The sequence below is a fragment of the Virgibacillus sp. L01 genome (assembly GCF_052246775.1).
GTDB lineage: Bacteria > Bacillota > Bacilli > Bacillales > Amphibacillaceae > Lentibacillus.
In genome coordinates, this window is the sequence record NZ_JBQQCP010000023.1 from 1 (window position 1) to 1,739 (window position 1,739).

Below are 1,739 nucleotides of genomic sequence, written 5' to 3' on the forward strand. Positions count from 1 at the left end.
TAGCTACTATGAACAAAACTGGCTCCTTAATCGTAAAGTCGTGGGTTAATTTGGTAGACTGTTACTAAGAAAGAAAAACCCAAATCAGAGCCACATTACGAAAGGAGCCTTACTATGAATAATAACACAAAATACGTTGGTTTAGACGTATCAAAAGAAGAAATTGCAGTAGCTATCGCAGAAGAAGGTCGAGGAAAACCCAGGTATTTTGGGATGATTAGCCATACACCTGAGGCCATCCGGAAACTAGTAAAGAAATTAGGAAAACCTGAAAATCTTAAGGTGTGCTATGAGGCAGGTCCAACTGGATATCCATTATATCGGATGTTTATGAGTATGGGCATTGAATGCGACGTGATTGCACCAAGTTTAATTCCACAAAAGCCAGGAGAACGAGTGAAAACAGATAAAAGAGATGCAATGAGTCTTGCCGGGTTATTTCGTGCAGGAGAGTTAACTTCCATATACGTACCTTCGGAAGAAAATGAGGCTTTACGTGATCTCGTTCGTGCCAGAGAAGATGTGAAAGAGGATATATTACGAATGAAACATAGGATTACCAAACTTCTATTACGGTATGGAATTCGCTCCCCGCAAAAAGTGGGAAAGAACTGGTCAGCCAAATATCGCGAATGGATTTATACAGTGAAATTCGAGTATAGACCGGTACGTATTGCCTTTCAAGAATATTTACAGACTCTTCACGAAGCAGAACAGCGACTAAAACGTGTAGAAGAAGAAATACAGGTCGAGGCGGAAAACGGCGTACATGCTCCAATTATTCAAGCACTCCAATGTTTACGTGGTGTAGCAACGATCACTGCAACCAGTCTGGCTGCCGAAATTGGATCGTTTGGGCGATTTCCAACACCTAAAAAAATAATGGCTTATTTAGGACTTGTACCTAGCGAAAGTTCAAGTGGTGTTTCACGAAAACAGGGGGAAATTACGAAAACAGGAAATGTACATGCCCGTAAATTACTAATTGAAGCAGCTTGGAGTTATCGTCTTCAGCCCGCTGTTCGAGATAAGTTAAAGAAAAGACAAAATGGCCAACCAGGCGCCATACTGGACATCTCATGGAAGGCGCAAACAAGGTTACACAAAAGGTTTCATCGATTAATGTCACGTGGGAAGACAAGTAATAAAGCAGTGACAGCTGTTGCCAGAGAGTTGGCCGGATTCATTTGGGCAATCGCAAAGGAAGTAGAAGAAAACAGGCCTGAAAAGGAAGCAGTACTAAATTAAGAACACATATTTCTATTTACAAATGGTTGCATGATGAGTGAGTTATTTTCCAGTCATAATAAAGCGGGGTGAGAATAGGGCCCGGAGGCAAAGTAAAAACCGTAGAGGAAAATTCACGAGTTCCGCTTGTGCTAGCTTTTTATAGTGAATGCACGTAAATAGCTGGTGAAAGTTCCTTGGACGGAAAGGTAGAATGTGTGAATCCACGAATATCAGCGTGCCATCGGTGCGAAGTATATTTTGCCTTCGAGCCGTGTTCTTAGCCTTCCTTCTTCATCTGAAAAAAGTATCTCCAGGTCCTGATTGGTCGTAAAGGAAACCACTTGACAACCAATCAGGACCTGGAGGAAAAGTCACCAAGATGAAGAAGGAAATAGTCTAACCAAAACGGTTAACCCATAAAAAGAAGTAAAAACGGCTTCTTGTATTAAGTATGCCCAAAAAAGGGAAAAACAGCTTGGGACTTGACAGTTTTGTTCATATCAGCGGAA

The 1,739-nt window shown here is 41.5% G+C and carries 1 protein-coding gene; it reads left to right on the forward strand.

Features of this window, described 5'->3' with window-relative positions; all coding sequences use genetic code 11:
• The first annotated feature begins 114 nt into the window (after positions 1-114).
• Entirely contained in the window at positions 115-1,248 is a 1,134-nt protein-coding gene (locus ACTWQM_RS19975; RefSeq protein ID WP_443259891.1) for an IS110 family transposase, read from the forward strand.
• Positions 1,249-1,739: the final 491 nt, after the last annotated feature.

Coding starts and splice junctions, on each gene's coding strand:
- ACTWQM_RS19975 (WP_443259891.1), top strand. CDS start 115: ATGAATAATAACACAAAATACGTTGGTTTAGACGTATCAAAAGAAGAA.